Below are 21,485 nucleotides of genomic sequence, written 5' to 3'. Positions count from 1 at the left end.
GATCAGCTAAACTTTCTTTCACGTCAATTGAGGTCACACCCGCCATCAGTAGAAGGCTTGAAACAGCTCTCTCAGTCTAGTTCATCTGCCCTGTATCTCATTTAAGTTGGTATCAAAACGGCGATATAACCAGGCGATCGTTCAGCTAGACGCTCAAATTGCTCTGGTAGGTTCTGAAGCATAGAATTGCCAAAATTAAAGGGCTAAACAAGCCTCACTTGGGCAGCGTTGCTAAACAAGTAATGCCAGGGATCAACATTACGGACGACTTGATGCACTTAAGACTCAAGTCGATCACCCTACGACTCAGGTGTAATGCCATCAGGTTGCTCTTTTGAGACTTGAGCAACCTTTTGAGCGACATCTGGGTTGTACAGCCGTAGATAATTCCAGTAGTTTTCAAAAACCGATTTGACGTAGCCTTTGGTCTCGTTATAAGGAATGTTCTCGACAAACACATCAGGATCTTGTTGTCCTGCTTTTGCGACCCAGCCACCAACAGCTCCGGGACCAGCGTTGTAGCTGGCGATCGCCAGCATTGAATTGCCGCTGTATTCCTGGTGCGTGTAATCAAGATACCAGGTGCCTAGCTTAATGTTGTCGTCAGGATCGTTTAGCTTGTACTCCTTCAGCTTGATTTGCTTGGCAATCCAGGCTCCCGTATCGGGCATGACTTGCATTAGCCCAGTTGCGCCTACACCAGAGCGGATTCCGGGCATAAAGCGCGATTCTTGCCGGATCAGTGCCGTGACTAGTAGCGGGTTAAGCTGCCGCTCCTGCGACCAGGTTTCGATCGGCTCTAAGAAAGGGAATGGGTAGAGCGCCTGCCAGTAAGATGCTTGCTGTTTAAGTGCCTGATACTGGGATTTTTCTTCTGGCTTATCCCGTTCGCTCAAGAACGAAACCATAAAAATGCCGTCTAGATAGTCGCCCACTCCCAGCCGCATCACGCCATCGGTAAACTGCTCAGCGACCGTTGGCTGTTTGGGGTTGCTAAACTCAACCTGCCATAGCTTCCAGGCATCGTGGTCTTGCCCAAGCTGAAACAGTTCTTTGAGGGTGGCTGAGCCGACTGGCAAATCTGGACGAGCCGCAGGGCGAACGACTTCTGGGTTGATTTGGCGCACGCTGTTAAAATCACCAACCTCCCAGCCTAAACGGGATGCCGATCGCCATGCATAGTATGAATGCGGATACTTTGACAACGCCTGTTGATACGCCGCTTTGGCTTCTTGCTGTTTACCAAGCTGTTCTGCCCATTTGCCGCTCCAATAAGCAGCTTCGGGCGCTTGTTCGCTGGTAGGGTTGTGTAAAAGGACTGATGATGCCCAGACATAAGCCGATTGGGCATCATTGGCAGCCCCACGCTCTTGAGCCAAGCTCCATCGCAGTTCTGCCGCTGCATCTGATTTGGCATAACGCGTCAGTAGAATCTGCCGTACCTGCACGGCGTACTTGAGGCTATTTTGCTGCTCCAACAGTTTGGCTTTTTCAAGCAGTGCCTCGCCTGCCTTTGCTGGAAACCGCTGCACGACTTGATCCAGGTAGGCGATCGCCCGCCCTGAGTCCGATAGTTTGGCAAGCCGGAGCAAGGCTAGAGCAGACTCGTCAGCAGTGGGAAAGTCCTGCACTACGCGCTGGTAAGCCTGAATCGCACCACCTTTTTCGCCCAGTTGAAAACCGCGCCCAATGCGGTAAGCATTGAGTGGGGTATAGGGTGCCTGCGTATAGGCGGCTCCAGCTTTGCCGTAGAGCTGTTTTTCCCAATAGCCAAAGGCGATCGCCTCCCAGTCCTCAGGCTTAAGCTGCGTAGCATATTGCTTGGTTAAAGTATCCAAGACGGTCAGATAGTTTTGGGCATAGAGCGCATGTTTTGCAATCAACAGCAACAGTTGTGGCTGTTTTGGGTTTTCCTTGAGCCGTTGCTGTACCAGCGCGATCGTGCTGGGGTGAGACGGGAACTGAGCGATCGCCTGATCCCCATAGCGTGGATTATTGCGCTCCAGTGCTACTAGCGCTTCTGCCGTAACGGGACTTTTGGGATAATCCTTAACCAGTTGCTGTTGCGTTGCCTGAACGTTAGCTTGATCGCCGATCGCCTCATACGCCTGTGCACGCTGCCTCAGCACGTAGGCTCCCAGAAGCGGATAGCTGTCCTCTAAGTCCTTTAAAGACTCCAGCGCTTTCTTGCCCTGCCCTTGCTCAATGAGTTCCGCTGCCAACAGATAGCGGGCACGACTGCGTTCGGGCGATTCTTTGTCTTTAACGATCGCCTCTAGCGCTTTCGTTCGTTGGGCGGGTGGCAACGCTTTGAATGCAGTCACTTGCTTTTTGGAAGTGTTGCCTCCCCCTGGCGAACCTGCGATCGACCAAGGCTGCTCTTGCTGTCCACGCCACTTGAGAACGGGAACCGTTGCTCCTACAATCAAAGCAACCAGCCCCGCAGTACCCAACAATATCTGGATCTTTCGTCGCTTCAGCATGAAGCCTCCCAATCTGGGTGAAATCTCCTTGTGAATTTAGCACTTTTAAACGAAAGTGACTGTTTGATTTGAGGGAAATTACAGGAGCGCCAGATCCCTAAATGCTTTGAGAAGCCAGGGATCTGAACCTAACCGTTCTTTCACAAAGACTTGAGAACTGCTGCCGCAAATTTAGAGGAAGATAAAGAAGCAACTGCTTTGGTTTCTGGACTTCATGGCAACAACGACGATCGCTCTCAATGCAGACCTTATCAATGCGCTAGATCTGTCTCCGCTTCAGACTGTCATTGACCCACTGTTGCAAGAGGGTAAACTTATGACTTACGAGCAGCAGCTTCAATTTACGATCGACTACCCCCAAGAGCCAACTGACCCCAGGGAATTACCCGAGATTCCGGAGATACGGCTCTGGTTCATTCGGCTCGATGCGCGTTACCCATGGCTGCCCTTTCTGCTGGACTGGAAAGCTGGTGAATTGACGCGCTACACTGCCATGCTGGTGCCCCATCAATTCCACCCTAAAGACGGCATTCAATACAATCCAGAAGCGTTAGAAATTTTTGTAATGCACAAGATTTTTGTGCTGGCGGGCTGGATGCAGTCGCAGGGTTTAGAGGGCAAAGCAAGGCTGAAAGCCATGACTCAAATGTTTGGTTACGAGCTGGATGATGCTTTTTTTGACTTGCTGTAGGTAGCTATTTTGACAGTATTTTGACAGCAAGTTCTGATGGCTCGAAAAAAGTCGAGTACATGAAGGGCTGCGTCACTTGATAGAATAGAGACCCACCAATGATTGCAGGCGAGCAACGCAAGAAATATGAGCACAGGGACGCTGTTTGATAAAGTTTGGGATGCACACACCGTTAGCGTTTTGCCCTCTGGACAGACGCAGCTTTTTATTGGGTTGCACCTGATTCACGAAGTCACTAGTCCTCAAGCCTTTGCGATGCTGCGCGAACGCAAACTAAAGGTGTTGTTTCCCGATCGCACCGTCGCTACAGTTGATCACATCGTGCCCACAGACAATCTAGCGCGTCCCCTTGCCGACTCGATCGCTGAGGAAATGATGCAGGCGCTGGAGCAAAACTGTCAAGAAAACGGCATCACCTTTCATAAGGTTGGTTCGGGTAATCAAGGTATTGTTCATGTCATTGCACCTGAGCAAGGTTTGACCCAACCCGGCATGACGATCGCCTGCGGTGACAGTCATACCGCTACACATGGAGCCTTTGGCGCGATCGCTTTTGGCATTGGCACCAGCCAGGTACGTGATGTGCTGGCATCACAAACGTTGGCGCTGGCAAAGCTTAAGGTGCGTAAGATTGAAGTTAACGGCAACTTGAAACCAGGTGTCTACGCTAAAGATGTCATTCTGCACATCATCCGCAAGCTGGGCGTGAAGGGCGGTGTAGGCTACGCTTACGAGTTCGCAGGCAGCACGTTTGAGCAGATGAGCATGGAAGAACGGATGACTGTCTGCAACATGGCGATCGAAGGTGGTGCTCGTTGCGGCTACGTAAACCCTGATCAAGTTACCTTTGACTATCTCAAAGGACGCGATTTTGCACCTAAAGGCGCTGATTGGGAGAAGGCAGTTGAGTGGTGGAACAATATTCGCAGCGATGCCGATGCCGTCTATGACGATGTCGTTATCTTTGATGCCGCAACGATCGCTCCTACTGTCACCTGGGGCATTACGCCCGGTCAGGGTATTGCAGTCAATGAAACTGTTCCCACGCCCGACGAGATGCCAGCGGATGAGCGGGCGATCGCGGAAGAAGCTTATCAATATATGGACTTGCAACCAGGAAAACCGATGGAGGGCATTAAAGTAGATGTTTGCTTCATTGGTAGTTGCACCAACGGCAGAATTAGTGACCTGCGTGAAGCCGCCAAATTTGCTCAGGGACGGCACGTCGCAAACGGTATCAAAGCTTTTGTTGTCCCTGGTTCCGAGCGGGTGAAAAAACAAGCTGAAGCCGAAGGACTACACAACATCTTTGTAGAAGCGGGCTTTGAATGGCGCGAACCGGGCTGCTCTATGTGCCTCGCGATGAACCCCGACAAGCTCCAGGGTCGGCAACTCAGTGCGTCGTCCTCGAACCGCAACTTCAAAGGTCGGCAAGGCTCATCGTCTGGTCGTACGCTGCTTATGAGCCCAGCAATGGTAGTCGCCGCAGCGATTACAGGTCAAGTTACTGATGTCCGTGAGTTAATTTAGGCAGTACCGCTCTTACCACTTGCTCTGGATCGTGACTTAAATAACCTGTAGACCTCGCAATTTGTCGTAGGGGCAAAAGCCCTTCAATATGGCTACGCTCAAGCAGTGGTGTGCCCCTACATGAAGAAGCTGACTTTAATTTGAGTTGTATCTTAACTGAGTTGGCACTAACCGTCGTGCAAATTTTGGTGACGGTAAAAAGCGTACGCATCAAACAGCACGCCTACTAAACTACAGGTTAAACCAATGACTAAAGCGCCCTGAAACGGGTCGCCGCTGCCAAAGACGGCTAGAAATTGCAGGAGTTTTTCGGCTCCGGCTCGACTGATCGCCTCTGCAAAAGGAACCTGTTCGAGCGTCGATAATAGCGCCAAGATTATGCCAATGAGCGCTATAGGGGCAGCAAAGCTAAACGTGCTCGTTAGCAGCAGTGAACGGACGAAAGCTGGTGACATGAGCATAAAGCCAATAACATGCTGGTCAGAGTTAAATAGGTACTGAGGCAATGTGTTCTCTCTACAGTAGGAGCGATCGCCCGCAATTAGCGTGTGTGTGAGAAATCTTAAATCAAGCTTAAATATCTTGTTGAAGCTCTGTGAACAATTTCGAGAAAATCTAGACATAAGTTTTGTGTTGCCTCAAGGTTTGGCCGCAGTGCCTCGCTCTAACGTCGCCCGAAAACGTAGTTGCGGTCTCTGTGCCAGTTCACTAATTGCTTCTGATCGGGACTGATCAGCTAGCTAAAACGTTAATGTAATGAAGGTTTAACGCTACTATTTTTCTTCCTTGGAAGCTTCTGCATCTATGAAGGTTTGGTTAATTTGAATCACAGCACCAGTGCGATCGTGCAACGCAAGAGTTAAATTCTTGAAAGCTGTATCGACCGTTACTTTATGTGACGTTGGAGGTGCAGGGTGTGTCATAAAGCATCTCCTGGGGAATACTGTCGCTAATTAGAGGAGTTGTAGGTTATGAGAGACCGTTTATTTATGTCGGAGACGTTGTTATCCCCAGTGCTAGCTTCGGCGGTACTGGGGCTTTTTATGGTTAGTCCCGCCTTGGGAGCCGTTTTAGAAGAAGAGGGTACAGGCACAGCAGCAGCAGTAAGTCAGCAGCCTGCGATCGTGCCCTCGCCAGATGTTTCCCCAGCACTTTCGACTGCTCCCACGCTTGCTCAAGCGTTGCCATCTGAACAAGCGCTACCTGAAGCGGTAGATCAGAGTAATGATGTCGTTAATTTAGACGCTGCGACCCAGCCAACCGACGGCATGGCTCAGGTGACATCGGTTTCTCAGCTAACTGATGTTAAACCTACTGATTGGGCGTTTCAGTCCCTACAGTCACTTGTAGAGCGCTATGGCTGCATTGTTGGCTATCCTGATCAAACCTTTCGTGGCAACCGTGCGCTTACCCGCTATGAATTTGCCGCTGGCTTGAACGCCTGCCTCGATCGTGTCAATGAACTGATTGCAGCGGGCACAGGTGATCTGGTTAAAAAAGAAGATTTGTTAGCCGTGCAAAAGCTTCAGGAAGAGTTTGCGGCTGAACTTGCAACTCTGCGGGGACGGTTAGGCACATTAGAAGCCCGCACAGCAACGCTAGAAAAACAGCAGTTCTCCACCACCACCAAGCTGTTTGGTCAGGTCATTTTCGGAGTGCAAGGGCGCAACAGCCCCGATATTTCGTTAGCAGGCTTTAACTTTAATGGCAATGATGACCAGGTAAATGTTATCTCAAACGCTCAACTAAGTCTTTTTACTCAGTTTAGCGAACGCAGCATCTTGCTGGTTGGTCTCCAGGCAGGCGCAGGCAGATCCTTCGGCAACCAACTGCTGACAAATGATGTGCTGTTGGGCTATGAAGGCGATTCTCGTAACTCTGTAAGACTTAGCGACCTAACCTTCCGTCAACTGTTTGGCAACAACTTTGCTGTCATTGCGGGACCTGTTGGTGTCAACATGGTGAACGTCTTTCGGGGTGCTAATAGGATTGAAAGCGCCGGACAAGGACCGCTCTCTCGTTTTGCACAGCGCAACCCGATTCTTAACATTGGTGGTGATGGTGGTGGTGCAGGCTTCGACTGGCAAATTACGCCTAGCCTCTCGTTGCAAGGGGTTTACTCGTCCAACCGACCGGAAGACCCAATCAATGGTGGGCTTTTTGGCGGCAGTAACGGCGCAACGACAGCGGGCGCACAGTTAACTTTTGCACCAACTCGCAACATTGATATTGCTCTTCATTATGTAAATGCCTATTCGCCTAGTGGCTTTTTGGGTACGAGCGTAGGCGATGACCAACTTGCCCTGCCTAACCCGTTCTCCTTTCGTGCCCCTATCAAGACTAACGCGATCGGTGGTACTGCGGCTTGGCGCATTACACCCAGGATTACACTCGGCGGTTGGGCTGGCTTTACAACCTCTGACCTGAAAGGTTTCTCTGGCAATGTAGAAACGATTAACTGGATGGCGTTTCTCAACTTCCCTGATTTAGGTGCACGCGGTAATCTGGGTGCAATTTACGTAGGTCAGCCACCACGCATTATCAGTAGCGATCTGCCTGCTGGTCGCAATGTCCCCAGCTTTATTAGTGAAGGAAATTTACTTGCTGGTGAGGGTGACCAACCAGGGACAACGACTCATGTTGAAGCGTTCTACCGCTTCAGAGTCTCTGACAACATCAGTATTACGCCCGGTGTCATCTTTGTTTTCAACCCTCGGCAAAATTCAGCGAACGACACCATCACGATCGGCGTACTTCGGACAACGTTCACGTTTTAAGCGCTTGGAGACAACATAAAACAGAAAGTGAGTTGCTTGTTGTTTTGTCTTGTCTCGGTATAAACCCAGACAAGACATATTGAGAACGACAAGCTATCGCCCTTGCCTAAGTACCTCAATGACCGAAGTCGATCGTGAAAACTCCTAATTTCAAAGGGTTTTATGAGGTTTTCAAGAACCTGGCTGTAATCAGGAACTTTCCGTCCAAACTAAAGTTCTGGCAAGTTACTAGTAGCAATTGGTTTCAGTAATCTCGTTGTCTCTACTACTAACAAGCCCCGTTAGTTGCGTGTCATTTACTTAACACTTGGTTGACTTTTCATTCACCAAACATTTAGAGGATTATTACTGTGATTGATCAATCCACTCGTTTCGCCGTTTGTCTAGGACTATTAGCAGGCAGTTTGGCGATCGCTACCGCCGCCCATGCTGATATTCCCATTACTAGCGGTCAAGCAACTGGTGATGCTGCCTTCTTCTTGCCAGGTACCGCACCGACTGCCACTACTCCTGCGGGCACTCCGGTTCTCTTTGACACGGCAATTCAAACCTTGAGGCTCGTCACGCCAAATGGCACGACAACGACATCACGCTTTCTTCCCAATGCCAGTCAATTTACAGACACCAACGGCAATAACGTACCCGATAGTGGAGACAAAGGCAGGCTAGAAGGCACTCTGTCAGGTGTAGCTTTTTCGGCTAGCGGTAATCCAGTCTTCTTTCAAGGCGTACCGACTGCAATCAACTTTACACTCAGTGCTTTTTCACCTAGCTTCATTCAAGGTGGCACACTGATTAGTCCCCAGCAGGTTGGTACTGCTCCGCTTGTCTTCTTGCCTGTGCAAAATGTTACTCTGTCAGGCGATTCCAGCACCTCATTTACCTCGAAAGAGGGTTTGTTAAGCGTAGGTGCCTTTAATGCTGCTCTGACTGGTGATTCGATCAAACTGCCGTCTGATTTGCAATTACGGTCTACCAACGTCAGCAATGATGTGTCAACGGTATTAGGACGACGCATCAAGTTTGAGTTTGAAGGCAAGGATGTTTTACCGGCAGCGGGAACCGATCTTAATCCGAGCGACGGTGTCATCACTTTTAATGGACCGACAACCAAGTTTCAGGTTCAAAGTGTCGAAACTCCGGGCACCAGTGAGTTTAAGCTCGAAGGCACTGTTGCCAACTTGGATCTGAAACTCACGGCTCCATTCAGTGGAACGCTGAACGGTACACTGTCTTCAGCCGCCAGAACAAACTATGAAGTCAAGGGCGAAGGCCCAGGCTATGTTGCTTTTGGTAATAGTACTGCGACGTTTGCGGGTTCTGCTCGTAACGATACCCAGTTCAAGTTTGAGCAATCCAGTGGCAAGCTAGACGGTAGAAGTAACGGTGATGTTTCGTTTGCGTTGAAGACTGGCAGTGGTAATTTCACAAGCTTTTCTCCAGCAGTGGGTGTAAACAACAACGGTACGGCGTTCAACAGCAGCACGAATACCAGCACAAACACCAGCACGAATACCAGCACAAACACCAGCACGGACACCAGTACGAATACCAGCACGACTAGTACAAATACGATCGTCTTCACCAACTTTGTCGCAAATACCACCTACATCAGACTGTTTAACCCATCGCTCTTTGTAGTAAATAGCACTGACGGCGATGACGATGATGACAGCCGTGATGATGATGATAGACGTAGTGATAACGATGACGATGACAACGATGACAATAGCAATACGACCTACACCATTTATCGGCAGCGTGGTTCCGTTGAAGTGGTTGTAGAACGTGATTCGGAAGATCGTATTTTGCTGGTGGAGCGCGATCGTTCTGACCGTCAACTGCCCCCCGGTCAAGCAAAACGTGGGCGAGTTGTTTCCGCTTACCAGGTCATTGGGTTATCCAGCCGTGTCTTCCCAGGGTTAGTTGGATTGCGGCAAATTTCAGCCACACAAGCGCAATCTACTCCCACTCCGACAACAACAACTCCAGCAACTACCACTCCGGCAGCTACTCCGACAACAACAGCTCCGGCAACTACCACTCCGACAGCTCCAGCAACTACTACTCCAGCAACAACGGCTCCGGCAACTACAGCCCCGGCAACTACGACTACCCCCAGTAGTGCTCCCGCAGGCACCACAACTCCGATCGAATCGACGACTCCCAGTGGAACAACTACCACTCCGTAGAGACAGGAGCCACCTTTAAAGGACACAAAGAGGCAATGGAGCAGATGTGTTCCATTGCCTCTTTCTTTTCATTAATCAGTAAAGGAATGGAAGGGTGAATGATGCGCAAATCATCGCTCGACCCATTATGCGATCGACAACAAGGAAGGGCAGCGGTTTCCAATTTTTAAGCGTATCCGCTATTGTGGCTAAGTTAGCGTTTGAGTTGTGTGATTGTGAGTGAACAGCCGCTTTCTACTGGCTTGAGTTTATGGAGCCAGCGTTTGCTGGCAGCCGTCCTTTTAGGGGGACAGGTGATGGTGCATCTGCTAGCAGGCAAAATTCACCGCCGCAACACCCTTGATCAAATGGCGATCGTGGGTCCAGCATCGCTAATGATTGCCCTGCTGACATCTACCTTTATTGGTATGGTGTTTACGATTCAGGTATCGCGCGAATTTATCAACTTTGGGGCGAGTAATGCTGTGGGGGGTGTGCTGGCAGTCTCTCTCACGCGCGAAATGGCTCCTGTCTTAACGGCGGTGGTTTTGGCAGGTCGTGTCGGTTCAGCGTTTGCAGCCGAGCTTGGGACGATGCGTGTAACAGAGCAAATTGACGCGCTTTATATGCTCAAAACTGACCCGATCGACTACCTGGTCATTCCCAGAGTGATTGCCTGCTGCCTAATGCTACCGATTCTGACTATTCTCTCGCTGCTAACTGGCATGATCGGCGGCATGGTGATCGCCAAGACTCTTTACGGCATTCCACAGAGCGTTTTTTTCGATTCTGCCCGCAACTTTGTTAGCCTATGGGATTTATGTAGTGCGCCAATTAAAGGCAGTTTCTTTGGTGCCGTGATTGCCATTATTGGAACAAGTTGGGGGCTGACGACAACTGGGGGCGCGAAAGGTGTAGGGCAATCGACAACGACTGCTGTTGTCACCTCCCTGCTTGCCATTTTTATTTCTAATTTCTTTCTTTCGTGGTTTATGTTCCAGGGCTTGGGAAGTAGCTTAGGGAAAGGTTTAAGCTGAACGCAGCAAGAGGCGTTGTAAGTCTTTAGGGACTAGTGACAGCGATAAACATACGATCGCCAGTAATGCCATGGGCAATCGGGTCTACAGCAGTCAATCAACAAAAAAACGTGCTGCTGACGTTGGTTCTAGCGGTCTTACCTAGGGTTCTACTGCGAAAGTTCCTACTTCGGAAGTTGTGGTGAAGCGGGCGCAGGTTTTGGCTTGGAGGAACGGGTGGACTGGGGTACAAAGGTATCTACCAACGCTTGTACCAATGCTTCGCGCTGTGAGCGATTCAGACGATTAATTGCTGCTCGGTCACCTTCGGCTGGACTGGTTCGCAACGTGGCGCGGCTAGGATAGCTAGTTTCATCAAACCCTCCATCCAAGCCCAAGCCCAAGTAATCTGCCAGTGTCAGCTTCCAGTCAAAACGATAGGACGGCGATCGCCCTGCAACGTAGAGGTGATAGCGGATGAAGCGACCGACCAGGGTATTGTCTGTCTCAACTTTACCAGTTTCTTTATTTACATACTGGTTTTCTTTGGGAAAGTCAGGCAACCGTTCGTAGACAGATTGCCATGCTGTTTCTGGGCGCACTCGTTGGGCGATCGCAGGCAACGGACCGAACGGCTCAGGGCAAACGATTGCCAGAGTCGTTAGAAAAAACCACCCGCTCATAAAAGTGATCAGGGTTTTTACAGTCAGTCGAAGTGCTGTCTTTTTCTTTGGCATTACGATCGCCCATCCAATTGCAGAGAGTCAGCTAGTTGAGCAACCTACTCACCAATGATTTCTGGCTGAGTTAGCTCATCTGACATTTCAATGATTGCCCGCATGACCGGCTTCATGGTTGGATCATCCACACTGTCAAAATCTTCAAACCGACGACGCTTCGCCCGATTTGCGACCTGAACCGTAATCCGATAACGATTGGATGCGGCTGAAATCAATTCATCAGCTCGACGCATCAACTGAGTGCTATCGAACGCGGTACGCTTCTGCATAAAGGTTGCCTGTAATTGCGAATAACAAAGGAGAACTGTAGCCCCCAGTCTATCAAGAGTTACAGACTTCTGTTGCAGTTTTCCTAAATTGCTTAGACCTTGACAATGCCCTGATGCTCCGGAAAAGACGCACTGAACAACCAGTAATACTGCCTACTGCACTCGATCGCTCGTACTTGGTCACACGGCAGTTTATATTGGTAACGCTATATAAAGTAATGATTAAGCCTGATTAGACAGTATTAAGCTTTGCAAAGCATTTAACAGAATGGTAGAAACCCCCTTTCAACGTGTTGCTTACCAAAAGCAGGATCTCATGGAACCAGTGACGCTCACTTCAATGTACCAGCCAACCTATGCCCGCTCTGCTGTAGCAGTGACCTCTCTAAAAGTGGTCGCACTGGGAGATAGCCTGATTTATGGCTTTGGCGACCCGGTTGGGGGTGGGTGGATTGAGCGTCTGCGCCGGAATTGGATGCAGTCGAGTGGTCCCGATTATGCGCTTTATAACCTGGGCATTCGGGGTGATGGGGTGAAGCAAGTTGCTCAGCGCTTAGAGAGCGAATTTCGCCAGCGTGGTGAGCTACGCAATCGTGTACCAGATTTGATGATTCTGTCGGTTGGTGTGAATGATTCGGCTCGTTTAGGGCGATCGCAAGGACGGAATTTCACAGATCTTGCAATGTTCGAGGCTGAAATGATTGCCTTGTTGGAGCAAGCACAGCGGTTATGCCCGACTCTCTTTGTCGGGATGGTGCCTGTTGATGAAGCCAAGATGCCCTTTCAGAAATGCTTCTATTACAACCATGCAGATCAGTTTCGCTATAAAGAGGTCACACGCTTAGCCTGTCAGCATTACCAGATTCCCTACCTTGATGTTTTTTCTCAGTGGTTAGAACGGGGTACAGACTGGTATCGATCGCAGCTAAGTGACGACGGGCTACACCCAAATGTCTCTGGCTATCAGTCCTTATTAGAAGATGTGCTGCACTGGCAGCCCTTTACTGATTATGTCTGGGGAACGACAACGAACCTGGAGTGCTTGGTCTAGAGCAGACCGATGTCCGTTAGCATTTGTGACTGTTGTCGGATGCCTGGTATAAAGTTGAGCATTGAGATCGTGGGATTTAGACGCACATGACAGCGCTGGTAGTGGCTACGGGAAACCCAGGTAAGCTAAAAGAAATGCAGGCTTTTCTAACGGGATTAGATTGGGAGCTGCTGCTCAAGCCTGAAGCCATAGAGATTGAGGAGACAGGAGAAACATTTGCCGAGAATGCTTGCCTTAAAGCCTCTCAGGTAGCGCTAACGACGGGAGAATGGGCGATCGCGGATGATTCTGGCTTGGAGGTGGATGCGCTGGATGGTGCGCCAGGTGTTTATTCCGCCCGTTATGGCAAGACAGATGCAGAACGCATTGAGCGACTGCTGAGTGAGCTAGGCAATGAGCTGAATCGTGAAGCCCGCTTTGTATGCGTGATTGCAATCGCCCAACCCGATGGCACGATCGTTCGGCAAGCGGAGGGTATCTGCGCTGGCAGTATTCTTCACGCCCCACGTGGTAGCGGTGGCTTTGGCTATGATCCGATCTTTTACGTTGCCGAACAACGGCTCACATTTGCCGAAATGTCGCGCGAACAAAAGCAATCACTGAGCCATCGTGGTAAAGCGCTCCAAGCCTTACTGCCACAACTGCGATCGTTGTAAGGCTATTGTTTTAAGACTGTCGGTTAAAGTACTTGAACGAGTGTGCAGCCGTAGCGGGAAGACAACGCTATGCTTCCCAATTTCCTGTGCTTGAATTCTCATGTCTCAGGCAAGTGGTGGTGCCGCATTGTGTTAGAAGCACCACTACCCAAAATGGTTTAGCAGGTCTAGGCACGCCTTTTCTAAACGGAGATTCTAACCAAAATTTACAATAACTTTATAAAAAAGTTTGTTTGTGAAGTTGCCGAAAAGATTAGGTCAGTAGATCAGCGTAGACAATCAGGTGCTATGAAGTAGGGCTTATAGTTTAGCTAGGCTTTATACGTATTTATACGGTTTTATTCTTGAAAGCTGGAGCGACTATGCAATCCATATTTTTTACTGCAATGGTTGACCCATCGCTATCGACTCTTACAGAGAGCCAAACACCCCATCGATCGGCTCGCTCCCTCTTCAAGCGCGCTATCGATATAGTGGGTAGTCTAGTGGGCTTGCTCCTACTAGCAATACTCTTTATTCCGCTAGCGCTTGCCATCAAACTAGACAGCCCTGGTCCAATTTTTTATGCTCAAGAACGTTACGGTCTACTAGGGCAGACATTTCGCATCTACAAGTTTCGCTCGATGGTGCAAAATGCGGATGCTCTAAAGTCGCAGGTAAAGAATGAAGCGAGTGGGCTGATCTTTAAAAATCAGGATGATCCTCGCGTGACAAGAATTGGTCGGTTTCTGCGTCGTAGCAGCCTAGATGAGTTTCCCCAGTTTTGGAATGTGTTGCTGGGGGAAATGAGCCTGGTTGGAACGCGCCCACCTACGGCTGATGAAGTTTCGCGGTACGACAGCCACCACTGGCAGCGGCTAAATGTCAAGCCCGGTATGACTGGAGAATGGCAGGTCAACGGTCGATCGATGGTCAAAGATTTCGAGGACATTGTTAAGCTTGATCTACGCTATCAAGAGCAATGGCATCCGCTTTATGATTTGACATTGATTGCGCGGACTGTCTATGTCATTGTGGCTAAGGTTGGTGCTTTTTAAGCCGCTTTGCTGGCTGTAAGCGTTTGCACGAAAACTATATGTTAAATAACTGAAGGGCGCTGGATGCGCCCTTTTTGCTTTGTTGCATCAGTGCTAAGACTAGACTAACGACTATCTCACTATCCCGTTAGCAAAAGCAAAAAAGGGTGAGTTAAAGACAATCAAGGCAAGCATCACTGAAGCCTTACTGGCACTGCTAGAACCTCTTGAACAGACTCCAATCGAAAACACTGATTGAGCAAGCAACATCAGCTGAGTTTGCCATGCTTAAATCGTTCGGGCGCAACGTGCGATCGCCTAAATTGGCTTAACGCAAACGTACTGAATAAACGGCTGTTTCTAAAAAACGTTTGTACTAAAACGGCGTATGATTCAGGTAGATTGTTGCTGTGCTTGCTACTTGACGCTGGCGATCGATTCAACCCTTACAGTCGATCGCCGATGAATTGTTGCCAATTCACAATTTGGTTGCATCATGGTGTCTGTAAAAGGATGTCTGTAAAAGGGTCTGGGCAGCAGTCAATATGAGTATGCGATCGCGTTGGCATGGTTATCAAGCAAATTCAGTTGTAGCAAGCAGGTAGGAACGCTCGGCATGGTTTTACTGCTTACAGATGTCTTTCTGTTGCTTACCCAGGTTTTGCTGTGGATTGTGATTGGGCTAGTCACCTGGTTTGTGCTGCTCAAAGCATTGCCCAAAGCCTTTTTAGGAATGTTGGTGCTGCTGCTGATTTTGCTTATCCTGGCGGTATCTTTTTTTGGAGGACCCCCTGCCCCAAATACAGGCGTCCTGGAAGTGCTGTGGCGGATTATTTCGTTTCCGTTTAGTCCGTTAGGGCTGGGACTAATACTGGTTTTGATCCTGCTGTCTGGCGTTAAACTCGGCAAGGTCATTAAAAATGTGATTACTGCCGCACTGATCTTGCTGGCGCTGGGCTGTTTCCCGCTTGTGGCTTATTACCTAGCGCAAGAACTAGAGATGGAGGCGATCGAGCTAATTGGTGCACAACCACCGCTTGCAGGCGATGCCCGTCGAGTTATTGTGTTGCTGGGTCAGAATACGACGCGCCTACAGCTTAAACCACGACTAGGGAATGTACCCACGCCGCCAGCCACTACACCTGCAAACGCGCCCCGAGTGGAACGCCCTGTCAGCCCTGAAGCGTTTCAAGCCATTTCTACGCAACCGATTCAAATGACTGAGCATGGCGATCGCATCATTTATGCCGCTCAACTGTATCAGGAAGAAGCTCGTGCAGGGACACGCCCCTTGATCGTCGTCAGTGCTGGATCACGCCCGGATCGCGCACAAAAGGAAGGCGAATCGAGAGAGCAAATTTCGGAAGCACGCGATGTCCAGATTTTGCTAACCCGGACATTAGGTGTGCCGGAAGCAGATATTCGTCTGGATCACGAGGGTACCAGTGTACGTCGCAGTGCTGAAAACGTATACAGGCTGCTTACAGAGGCTCAACGGGTTAATTTTGGCAATCAACTGACGTTGGTTGGCACTGCACTCAATATGAATCGGGCGGCACTCACCTTTGTCCGTGTGTTTAACGAGAGTACTATTGTCATCCGCCCAACTGACTTTTTTACGATACCGCCTGGTACTCACCTTGCGCGGCGTGTACAGGGGCGTGACTTGATTGAGCGTCAGCTTCTCGCAACTGATGTGCTGCCTAATGTGGATGCACTCTGGTTAAGCAGCCAGGCGATCGAAGAGTACCTCAATGCTATTTACTATTTTCTGCGTGGCTGGATCAGGTTTGGCGGTGCATCGCCACGAGTGCTAGCGCCACCTGCGGCTATGCTTCCGTCACCGAGTCGTCCTGCTCTGACCCCGATCGCCACTCTGATTCGTTTAGGATGAGAAAGCTTCTGCGTCGATCCAACGCATTGATATCTCGTACTACACCAAATCATGGCTCAATCTCGACTGCGTAAACTGGGGCAGTACCTTCTTCCCCATTGGAAAGCAGCAGGCTCAGGCGTTTTAGCGCTTTTAGTGGTCAATCTTTTGGGCGTTCGCATTCCATTACTGATTCGGGATGCGATCGATCGACTTCAGATTACGTTTAGCTTCAGTCAAGTTTTCTACTATGTCGTCCTGGTGCTTGGTATGGCATCGGTAATGTGGATTGTGCGCATGGCATCGCGCACGCTGCTCTTTGGGGTTGGTCGCCAGGTCGAGTTTGACCTGAAACAGAAAGTGTTTGCTCATTTGCTGACGCTGGAGCCGTCTTACTTTGCAGCGAATACCGTAGGTGATCTCATCAATCGATCGACGAGTGACGTGGATAATATCCGCCGTCTGCTGGGGTTTGCGGTGCTGAGTCTGGCAAACACGCTGTTTGCCTATGGGCTAACCTTACCTGCCATGCTAAGGATCAACGTCAAGGTGACGTTGCTGTCGCTGGCAGTCTATCCCGTCATGCTGATCTTGGTGCAGGTCTTTAGCACACGGCTTCGAAGCGAGCAGATTGTCGTGCAGGAGCAGTTGTCTGACCTCAGCGAGTTGATCCAAGAAGACATGAGCGGCATTTCCCTGGTGAAGATCTACGCCCAGGAAGAAAACGAGCGAGAGGCGTTTCAGCGTCGCAACCAGGAGCTTTTGGAGGCAAATCTGTCGCTTGCATTAACGCGGAGTACGCTACTGCCGCTGCTGCCCGGTTTAGCAAGCGTTGGGCTGCTGGTCGTGTTGCGGTTTGGAGTCAGCGCCATCAACGAAGGTGCCATTACCGTCGGAGACTTTGTGGCACTCTTGCTGTACGTGGGGCAACTAGCGTTTCCGGCAGCCTTACTGGGTTTTACCATTACGGCATACCAGAGAGGCGAGGTGAGTGTCGATCGCATCGAAGCCATTCTTACGGTGCAACCCCGCATTCGCGATCAGCCCAACGCGATCGCCCTGTCACGATCGCAGGTTCGGGGCGAGTTGACTGCCGACCATCTCACGTTTGCGTTTCCAACAGCAAGTGGTAGCAACAGCAAACCTGCTTTGCAAGCCGTAAGTTTTACCATTCAACCGCAGGAAACCGTTGCCATTGTGGGATCGATCGGCTCTGGCAAATCGACGCTGGCGAATGCACTGCCCCGGCTACTAGATATTGCTCCCGGTCAACTGTTTTTAGACGGCTTCGACATTACCCAGGTGCGCCTTGCAGATCTCCGTGGCGCGATCGCCTACGTTCCTCAAGACAGCTTTCTGTTCAGCACAACAATTAAAAACAACATTCGCTATGGTGAGCCGGGCGCAGACGAAGCCAGGGTGATTGATGCTGCGAAACAGGCACAAATTCACAGTGAAATTCTCAATTTTCCACATCAGTATGAGACGATCGTTGGCGAACGCGGCATTACCCTGTCTGGTGGTCAACGCCAACGAACAGCCCTTGCACGGGCACTTCTAGTCGATGCACCGATTCTTATTCTGGACGATGCCCTTTCTAGTGTGGATAACCAGACCGCTACCCAGATTTTGCGAAACCTCTCGGAAGGCACCCATCGCAAAACCGTCCTCTTTATCTCACACCAGTTGTCGGCGGCAGCGAGTGCCGATCGCATCTTTGTGATGGAGCAGGGCACGATCGTCCAGTCTGGTACTCATAGTGGTTTGATCGGACAACCAGGGCTATATCAAACCTTGTGGAACCAACACAAGCTCGAAGAAGTCTTGCAATAGATCTAGCGAGATTTTCTACAGCGCAATGGTAATTTTAGAGTATTGGTCAGCAGTGCCACTTTCTTAAATGCAAAAGTCTGCTGTCAGAACGTTTTATCGGAAAACGTCTCAAAGTCCTGCGCTGAACGGTGAATTCAAACACAGCTAGTTTTATTAATCACTTACCGAAAGTATTGAGGAACGGTCACAATGACCTGCAAAAAGAGTTCGCGCTATCAAACCATCCTTTCCCTGACGCTGCTCATGCCATGCCTGACGCTGTTTGGGCTATCTGCTCAAGCAACACCAGCAGCCAACCAGGCGACGATCGCGCCTCCCTCTAAAATTAGCCTTAAATTTAAAGTACCAAAGCGTGGCGCACCGACTTCTACAGCCGGTGGAGCAAGCCGTGGCTCTTGTGTGACAGCAAACAAGCCGCCTAGTAAGCCAGCACTAACGGCACTCAAGCCCAGTACTCGGTTAGGCTTGACGGTTGCCGAGCGTCCCAGCTTTTTTGTTTACGTGCCTCAGTCGCCCGCACGGACAGCAGTCTTTTTGCTCTTAAGTGATGATGATACTGAAGTTGTGTACGAAGCTACTTTCGCACTGCCCTCAACAGCAGGTGTCGTGCGCTTTGACCTACCAAACAATGCTCCAAGCCTGCAAGTGGGTAAGCAATACCACTGGTACATCACAACCGTCTGCAATACGACGGCTGGCTTGAGTGGCAGCCCTACTGTTGAAGGGTGGGTCGAGCGCATAGTTCCCGATGTGACACTAACAAAAGCGCTTCAGAAAACGCTACCAGGCAATCGCCCCAATCTTTACGCAGAAGCGGGCATCTGGCACGAAACCCTGACGACCCTGGCAGATCTTCAGCAGCAATACCCACAAAACACCAGGCTTCTTCAAGACTGGCGCGAGGTACTGCAATCAGTCGGGTTAGATGCTGTGGCAGCAGCACCGTTGATTACTGCTAACACTATGAAGCCATAGTAGCGGTCAGTGGGGTCTGTAGCTTGCTACCTATAGGATTGGCTAAAGGCTAAAAGCTAATAACGCAAGATTCACAAATGCCCCGGAACTGCCCTATGTGGAAAGCGCTCAAACAAAAGGTCTGGCAATGGCGCGGTGTCATCATCGCTGTGCCGAGCGTGACGATCGCCGTTTTGGGTCTGCGATCGTTGGGCTTGCTGCAAGCACTAGAGTTTCCGGTGCTGGATCAGTTTTTTCTCATGCGCCCACAGGAAGCGATTGACCCTCGCATTGTCATTGTTGAAGCCAACGAAGCCGATTTACAAAAGGTAGGGCATTGGCCATTGACGGATGCCGAACTTGCTAATGTACTGCAAACAATCAAGCAACAGAAACCAACTGCGATCGGGCTTGACTTGTACCGCGACTTGCCTGTAGAGCCGGGTAATCAGACCTTGACGAAGCTCTTTGAAACAACTCCGAACCTTATTGGTGTTCAGAAGGTTGGCAGCAGCAGCGATAGTTCTCCAGTCAATCCACCCCCCATTCTGAAGCAGCGCGATCAGGTCGGCGCAAACGACTTCGTGCTGGATGCTGATGGCAAAGTGCGTCGTGGCTTGTTCTATCTAGAAGACAGTAAAGGCGAGAACGTCTTCAACTTTGGGTTTCTGCTGGCAGCCCATTATTTGAAAAACCAAGGCATTGAGCCAGAGTTAACTGCTGACCAAACCATCAAGCTAGGCACGGCAGTCTTTCCAGCGCTGGACGCTCATGCGGGCAGCTATGTGGGCGCTCAAGCTGGTGGCTATCAGGTGATGCTGACCTATCGTGGCACCCTGCAACGCTTTCAAACAGTAACGCTCACGGATGTGCTGGAACGCAGGCTGCCGTCAGATGTGATGCGCGATCGCATTGTCCTCATTGGTACCACGGCTGAAAGCTTAAAAGATCTGTTTTATGTGCCGTATAGCAGTAGTTTAACGGCTCCTACACGTATGGCAGGTGTCACTATCCATGCCAACTTTATCAGCCAGATTCTTAGCGCGACGTTGGATGGACGAATGCCAACGCTGAAGACATGGAATGAACCACTGGAAGGGCTGTGGATTCTTGCCTGGGCAACGACCGGAGCTATCTTAAGCTGGCGGCAGCGCTATAGCGGCAAACCGGGGTTTCGTCCCTGGAATATAGTCAGCATTATATTTGCAGCTAGTTGTCTAGTTGGCGGCAGCTACATCACGTTTTTGCAGGGCTGGTGGATTCCGGTCGTGCCACCGATCCTGTCGTTATTTGGTGCCTCGATCGTCATTACGGGTTACCTCGCGCAATCGGCTGCGGAGATGCGCCGTACGTTTGGGCGTTATCTCACTGACGAAGTGGTTGCGAGTTTGCTCGAAACACCCGGAGGCTTGACGCTAGGGGGCGAACGCCGTAAGGTGACAATCTTAATTTCTGACTTGCGCGGCTTTTCGGCAATTTCGGAACGCTTGCCGCCCGAACAGGTCGTTATGATTCTCAACCTCTATCTAGGCGTGATGTCTGACACTGTGACCCGTTATAGCGGCACTATTAATGATTTCATTGGCGATGGCGTTTTTGTTATGTTTGGTGCACCGATTTATCAAGAGGATGATTCGGAGCGAGCAGTTGCCTGCGCGATCGCCATGCAAACGGCAATGGTAGACGTGAATCGGCAAAATCAACAGCTTGGGCTACCGACGATCGAAATGGGCATCGGCATCCATACGGGCGAAGTGGTAGTTGGTAATATTGGCTCCCAGCGTCGCGCTAAATATACCGTTATTGGCAACCACGTCAACCTGGCAGCACGGATCGAATCTTATACAGTCGGTGGGCAAATTCTGATATCGGACGACACATTTCGCGATGTTGGAGACATCATCAAAGTTGATAGACAGATCCGGGTAGAGCCTAAAGGTATCAAAGAGCCAATTACCCTCTACAACGTGAATGGCATTGGCGGCAAGCATAATCTCTCTTTGCCCGCAGACAAAGAGTTATTCATCGCGCTCACGCCCGAAATACCCGTGCAATACACCGTTCTGGAAGGCAAACATGCAGTTGGCACAATCTTTGAGGGCACGTTAGTCAGCCTGTCAGAGAAGAGCGCCGAACTACGATCGGATCACTTTCTCACCCCCCTTAGTAACCTCAAACTCAATTTGCTTGAGCCCTCTCAGGATGCTGTTGCAGTAGATGATCTCTACGCCAAGGTTTTAGACAGACCGGCAACCCATCCGAACTGTGTAAGAGTGAGATTTACAGGTATGCCCATTCGCTTGGCTGAGTTATTGCCTGATGGCTCTGCGACGATCGATGCTCCGCGTCATTCCTAGAGCGTTACAGCCATTAAAACTAACCGTCCCAGAACGCTTTTAGAGCAGTTTTTAAGCATCTACGGTTA

The 21,485-nt window shown here is 50.2% G+C and carries 17 protein-coding genes; 12 read left to right on the top strand and 5 right to left on the bottom strand.

Going from position 1 to position 21,485, the window contains the following annotated elements; translation table 11 throughout:
• Nucleotides 1–299 precede the first annotated feature (299 nt).
• A complete protein-coding gene (locus H6F86_RS02920; RefSeq protein ID WP_190446610.1) occupies nt 300–2,483 on the bottom strand; it encodes a transglycosylase SLT domain-containing protein in 2,184 nt (727 codons plus the stop codon).
• A 214-nt stretch (nt 2,484–2,697) separates the two neighbouring features.
• On the opposite strand from H6F86_RS02920, the gene H6F86_RS02915 reads away from it, so the two are divergent.
• Together H6F86_RS02915 and leuC are read left to right on the top strand one after the other, a co-directional pair.
• Nucleotides 2,698–3,174, top strand: coding sequence for a CRR6 family NdhI maturation factor (locus H6F86_RS02915; protein WP_190446609.1), 477 nt, complete (start codon nt 2,698–2,700; stop codon nt 3,172–3,174).
• 126 nt (nt 3,175–3,300) lie between these two features.
• Entirely contained in the window at nt 3,301–4,704 is a 1,404-nt protein-coding gene (gene leuC, locus H6F86_RS02910; RefSeq protein WP_190446608.1) for a 3-isopropylmalate dehydratase large subunit, read from the top strand.
• A gap of 167 nt (nt 4,705–4,871) precedes the next feature.
• Here leuC and H6F86_RS02905 read toward each other — a convergent pair whose 3' ends face one another.
• The gene (locus H6F86_RS02905; RefSeq protein ID WP_347240074.1) at nt 4,872–5,159 is read right to left on the bottom strand and encodes a hypothetical protein; all 288 of its coding nucleotides are present in this window, start codon (nt 5,157–5,159) and stop codon (nt 4,872–4,874) included.
• Between the two features lie 318 nt (nt 5,160–5,477).
• Nucleotides 5,478–5,627: a hypothetical protein gene (locus tag H6F86_RS02900; RefSeq protein ID WP_190446607.1), complete on the bottom strand. Its 150-nt coding sequence runs from the start codon at nt 5,625–5,627 to the stop codon at nt 5,478–5,480.
• A 48-nt stretch (nt 5,628–5,675) separates the two neighbouring features.
• Here H6F86_RS02900 and H6F86_RS02895 point away from each other — a divergent pair, with 48 nt between their 5' ends.
• The 3 genes from H6F86_RS02895 (at nt 5,676) to H6F86_RS02885 (ending at nt 10,689) form a co-directional block, all read left to right on the top strand.
• Nucleotides 5,676–7,481: an iron uptake porin gene (locus H6F86_RS02895; RefSeq protein ID WP_190446606.1), complete on the top strand. Its 1,806-nt coding sequence runs from the start codon at nt 5,676–5,678 to the stop codon at nt 7,479–7,481.
• Nucleotides 7,482–7,831: 350 nt separating this feature from the next.
• A complete protein-coding gene (locus tag H6F86_RS02890) occupies nt 7,832–9,673 on the top strand; it encodes a hypothetical protein (protein ID WP_190446605.1) in 1,842 nt (613 codons plus the stop codon).
• 215 nt (nt 9,674–9,888) lie between these two features.
• Nucleotides 9,889–10,689 carry an MlaE family lipid ABC transporter permease subunit gene (locus H6F86_RS02885; protein WP_190446604.1) on the top strand — a complete coding sequence of 267 codons (801 nt, stop codon included), beginning with the start codon at nt 9,889–9,891 and terminating at the stop codon, nt 10,687–10,689.
• A gap of 164 nt (nt 10,690–10,853) precedes the next feature.
• On the opposite strand, the gene H6F86_RS02880 is transcribed toward H6F86_RS02885, so the two are convergent.
• Together H6F86_RS02880 and H6F86_RS02875 are read right to left on the bottom strand one after the other, a co-directional pair.
• Nucleotides 10,854–11,405 carry a hypothetical protein gene (locus H6F86_RS02880; RefSeq protein ID WP_199304977.1) on the bottom strand — a complete coding sequence of 184 codons (552 nt, stop codon included), beginning with the start codon at nt 11,403–11,405 and terminating at the stop codon, nt 10,854–10,856.
• A gap of 44 nt (nt 11,406–11,449) precedes the next feature.
• Nucleotides 11,450–11,677, bottom strand: a complete 228-nt coding sequence (locus tag H6F86_RS02875; protein ID WP_190446603.1) for a DNA-directed RNA polymerase subunit omega — start codon at nt 11,675–11,677, stop codon at nt 11,450–11,452.
• 340 nt (nt 11,678–12,017) lie between these two features.
• Here H6F86_RS02875 and H6F86_RS02870 point away from each other — a divergent pair, with 340 nt between their 5' ends.
• From H6F86_RS02870 to H6F86_RS02840, 7 genes are all read left to right on the top strand, one after another.
• Entirely contained in the window at nt 12,018–12,728 is a 711-nt protein-coding gene (locus tag H6F86_RS02870; protein ID WP_190446616.1) for a GDSL-type esterase/lipase family protein, read from the top strand.
• A gap of 86 nt (nt 12,729–12,814) precedes the next feature.
• Nucleotides 12,815–13,384: an RdgB/HAM1 family non-canonical purine NTP pyrophosphatase gene (gene rdgB, locus H6F86_RS02865; protein ID WP_190446602.1), complete on the top strand. Its 570-nt coding sequence runs from the start codon at nt 12,815–12,817 to the stop codon at nt 13,382–13,384.
• Between the two features lie 362 nt (nt 13,385–13,746).
• Complete coding sequence (locus H6F86_RS02860) at nt 13,747–14,421, top strand: sugar transferase (protein ID WP_190446601.1); 675 nt, start codon at nt 13,747–13,749, stop codon at nt 14,419–14,421.
• 595 nt (nt 14,422–15,016) lie between these two features.
• Nucleotides 15,017–16,294, top strand: a complete 1,278-nt coding sequence (locus tag H6F86_RS02855) for a YdcF family protein (RefSeq protein ID WP_190446600.1) — start codon at nt 15,017–15,019, stop codon at nt 16,292–16,294.
• A gap of 51 nt (nt 16,295–16,345) precedes the next feature.
• Entirely contained in the window at nt 16,346–18,106 is a 1,761-nt protein-coding gene (locus tag H6F86_RS02850; protein ID WP_190446599.1) for an ABC transporter ATP-binding protein, read from the top strand.
• Between the two features lie 189 nt (nt 18,107–18,295).
• Complete coding sequence (locus tag H6F86_RS02845) at nt 18,296–19,081, top strand: DUF928 domain-containing protein (RefSeq protein ID WP_190446598.1); 786 nt, start codon at nt 18,296–18,298, stop codon at nt 19,079–19,081.
• Between the two features lie 95 nt (nt 19,082–19,176).
• The gene (locus H6F86_RS02840; protein WP_190446597.1) at nt 19,177–21,417 is read left to right on the top strand and encodes an adenylate/guanylate cyclase domain-containing protein; all 2,241 of its coding nucleotides are present in this window, start codon (nt 19,177–19,179) and stop codon (nt 21,415–21,417) included.
• Nucleotides 21,418–21,485 lie beyond the last annotated feature (68 nt).

The sequence above is a fragment of the Phormidium sp. FACHB-592 genome (assembly GCF_014695795.1).
Classification (GTDB): Bacteria; Cyanobacteriota; Cyanobacteriia; order Leptolyngbyales; family Leptolyngbyaceae; genus Stenomitos.
Note: the sequence above shows the minus strand (reverse complement) of the source record. Positions and strands in the feature narration are given on the sequence as shown.

Bases quoted from the DNA above. Each gene is read 5' to 3' on its own strand.
- H6F86_RS02855 (WP_190446600.1), top strand. From the start codon at position 15,017: ATGGTTTTACTGCTTACAGATGTCTTTCTGTTGCTTACCCAGGTTTTG.
- H6F86_RS02845 (WP_190446598.1), top strand. From the start codon at position 18,296: ATGACCTGCAAAAAGAGTTCGCGCTATCAAACCATCCTTTCCCTGACG.
- H6F86_RS02900 (WP_190446607.1), bottom strand. From the start codon at position 5,627: ATGACACACCCTGCACCTCCAACGTCACATAAAGTAACGGTCGATACA.
- H6F86_RS02860 (WP_190446601.1), top strand. From the start codon at position 13,747: ATGCAATCCATATTTTTTACTGCAATGGTTGACCCATCGCTATCGACT.
- H6F86_RS02905 (WP_347240074.1), bottom strand. From the start codon at position 5,159: ATGTCACCAGCTTTCGTCCGTTCACTGCTGCTAACGAGCACGTTTAGC.
- H6F86_RS02840 (WP_190446597.1), top strand. From the start codon at position 19,177: ATGTGGAAAGCGCTCAAACAAAAGGTCTGGCAATGGCGCGGTGTCATC.
- H6F86_RS02880 (WP_199304977.1), bottom strand. From the start codon at position 11,405: ATGCCAAAGAAAAAGACAGCACTTCGACTGACTGTAAAAACCCTGATC.
- H6F86_RS02915 (WP_190446609.1), top strand. From the start codon at position 2,698: ATGGCAACAACGACGATCGCTCTCAATGCAGACCTTATCAATGCGCTA.
- H6F86_RS02870 (WP_190446616.1), top strand. From the start codon at position 12,018: ATGTACCAGCCAACCTATGCCCGCTCTGCTGTAGCAGTGACCTCTCTA.
- rdgB (WP_190446602.1), top strand. From the start codon at position 12,815: ATGACAGCGCTGGTAGTGGCTACGGGAAACCCAGGTAAGCTAAAAGAA.
- H6F86_RS02920 (WP_190446610.1), bottom strand. From the start codon at position 2,483: ATGCTGAAGCGACGAAAGATCCAGATATTGTTGGGTACTGCGGGGCTG.
- H6F86_RS02875 (WP_190446603.1), bottom strand. From the start codon at position 11,677: ATGCAGAAGCGTACCGCGTTCGATAGCACTCAGTTGATGCGTCGAGCT.
- H6F86_RS02850 (WP_190446599.1), top strand. From the start codon at position 16,346: ATGGCTCAATCTCGACTGCGTAAACTGGGGCAGTACCTTCTTCCCCAT.
- H6F86_RS02895 (WP_190446606.1), top strand. From the start codon at position 5,676: ATGAGAGACCGTTTATTTATGTCGGAGACGTTGTTATCCCCAGTGCTA.
- leuC (WP_190446608.1), top strand. From the start codon at position 3,301: ATGAGCACAGGGACGCTGTTTGATAAAGTTTGGGATGCACACACCGTT.